The organism is Candidatus Korarchaeota archaeon NZ13-K (assembly GCA_003344655.1).
Classification (GTDB): Archaea; Korarchaeota; Korarchaeia; order Korarchaeales; family Korarchaeaceae; genus Korarchaeum.
In genome coordinates this window covers 1-1,524 of record MAIU01000143.1, presented here as the reverse complement: position 1 = coordinate 1,524, position 1,524 = coordinate 1, and the positions used below count along the sequence as shown (strand labels likewise).

The 1,524-nt window shown below is 52.1% G+C and carries 3 protein-coding genes; 1 reads left to right on the top strand and 2 read right to left on the bottom strand.

Translation table 11 applies throughout. From position 1 onward, the window contains the following. Positions 1-269 (bottom strand): sulfate adenylyltransferase (locus BA066_07935; GenBank protein ID RDD52766.1); only part of this gene is annotated, 269 nt, incomplete at its 3' end. A gap of 210 nt (positions 270-479) precedes the next feature. Then, complete coding sequence (locus BA066_07930) at positions 480-872, bottom strand: hypothetical protein (GenBank protein RDD52765.1); 393 nt, start codon at positions 870-872, stop codon at positions 480-482. A gap of 84 nt (positions 873-956) precedes the next feature. Here BA066_07930 and BA066_07925 point away from each other — a divergent pair. Further along, positions 957-1,524: hypothetical protein (locus tag BA066_07925; protein ID RDD52764.1), on the top strand; the 568-nt coding region annotated here is incomplete at its 3' end.

Below are 1,524 nucleotides of genomic sequence, written 5' to 3'. Positions count from 1 at the left end.
TATGTAGCATCCGGATTTCTGGCTATCATGAGGTTCAGGTTCCACTCTCTTGCAATTCTGTCCCTGAACTCGTAGATCTCGGGGAACTTGTAGCCCGTGTCTATATGAATGACGGGAATGTCTGGCCTCTCCTGGATGACCAGGTAGACGAGGGTTGTGGAGTCCTTTCCTGTTGACCAGAGACAGGCAGGATTCCTGTAGGTGGCTAGGGCCTCTCTAATTATGTAAATCGCTTTTCCCTCAAGCTCTCTCAGGTGCTGGGGCAGCATATGCGATGATCCAGCGTACATATATAATCTCGACCACAGGATACACATATGTGTCTCCCGATGGGATCACAAAAAAGGAAAGGTGAGGAGGCAGCGGTGCTGCTGGTGGCCCTCCTGAGGGGGGATCTCGGGAGGCGAGGAATAATCCTCAGGAGGTGCCCAAGGAAAAAATGTGGGAGGGAATATTTAAGGTTTCAATCAGACAATGGTTCACACTTCATGGTAGTAGACTAGACGATTTGGGGACCAATGCGTTCCTCCTGCAGCGTATACATAGAGGAGGTTTACCTCTTTGTCCACAGGGTCATGTTCAACTTCTAGCTCCAGAGCCACGGGAATCCCGTGCTTCGTCTCGCAATTGGCAAGAAATTCAGGCCCATGTATATCTTTTTTCTTGTGGAATATCCTGCACATCAGGCCTGCCTCCCTGAGGGCTTTCTTGAGGGCGTGGGGGACATCCTTGTGGAACATCTCGTCCAAGTCCTTCTCCGTTTCTATTTCGACATCCTCGAATATGCTCTCCTGGATCTCTCCCTCGGCATACCCCTTCGAGAGGGCCTCTGATACAAGATCCTTCAGATCCCTGATCGCTTCCTTCAGCATCGTAACCACCGAGGAACCAGCCTGTAGGTTCCATAAAATTTTTGTGGGGTGAAAAGCTTTTATCCAGCAGTTGGAGGGTTGGATATGTATAGGATGAGGTTCGACAGCGGGAGGGCATTTCTCTACCTAGCAGTTGTGCTCGCCGTAGCGTTTCTCATAATGGAGATAGGTCATCTCATACCGCTGAAGCCCTACGCAGTATATGGGGATCCCACAGGACTGCAGATATCCGTCCCCGATTCCTGCACACCGGGGGAGGTGGTGTGGGCGTGGCTTCACGATGAGAGGACAATACAGACTGCAACGGGGAAGATAGTCGAGACCAACACTCCCTTGAACTTCGCAACCTGCTCGGTGGAGAGGCACTACTGCGGGGCACAGTTCGCATGCCCGCTTAACCCTGGAAAATATACGGTCTTCGCACAGACGGACAAGGCATCTATAACGGCACCTCTGCCAGTTGTGGCGCCAGGAGGGACAAACAACACGAGTGGAGGCAATAAAACGGGAGGAACCAACAACACGAACCAGACCGGAAGCCAGACAGGAGGAACAAACCAGACCAGCGGGGGAACTCAGACTGGAACTGCAACAGCAGGCACCTCGATAATGAGCTGGCTCTTCAACAGCGACCCCAGCATATACCTGTCGC

Coding starts and splice junctions, on each gene's coding strand:
- BA066_07930 (RDD52765.1), bottom strand. CDS start 872: ATGCTGAAGGAAGCGATCAGGGATCTGAAGGATCTTGTATCAGAGGCC.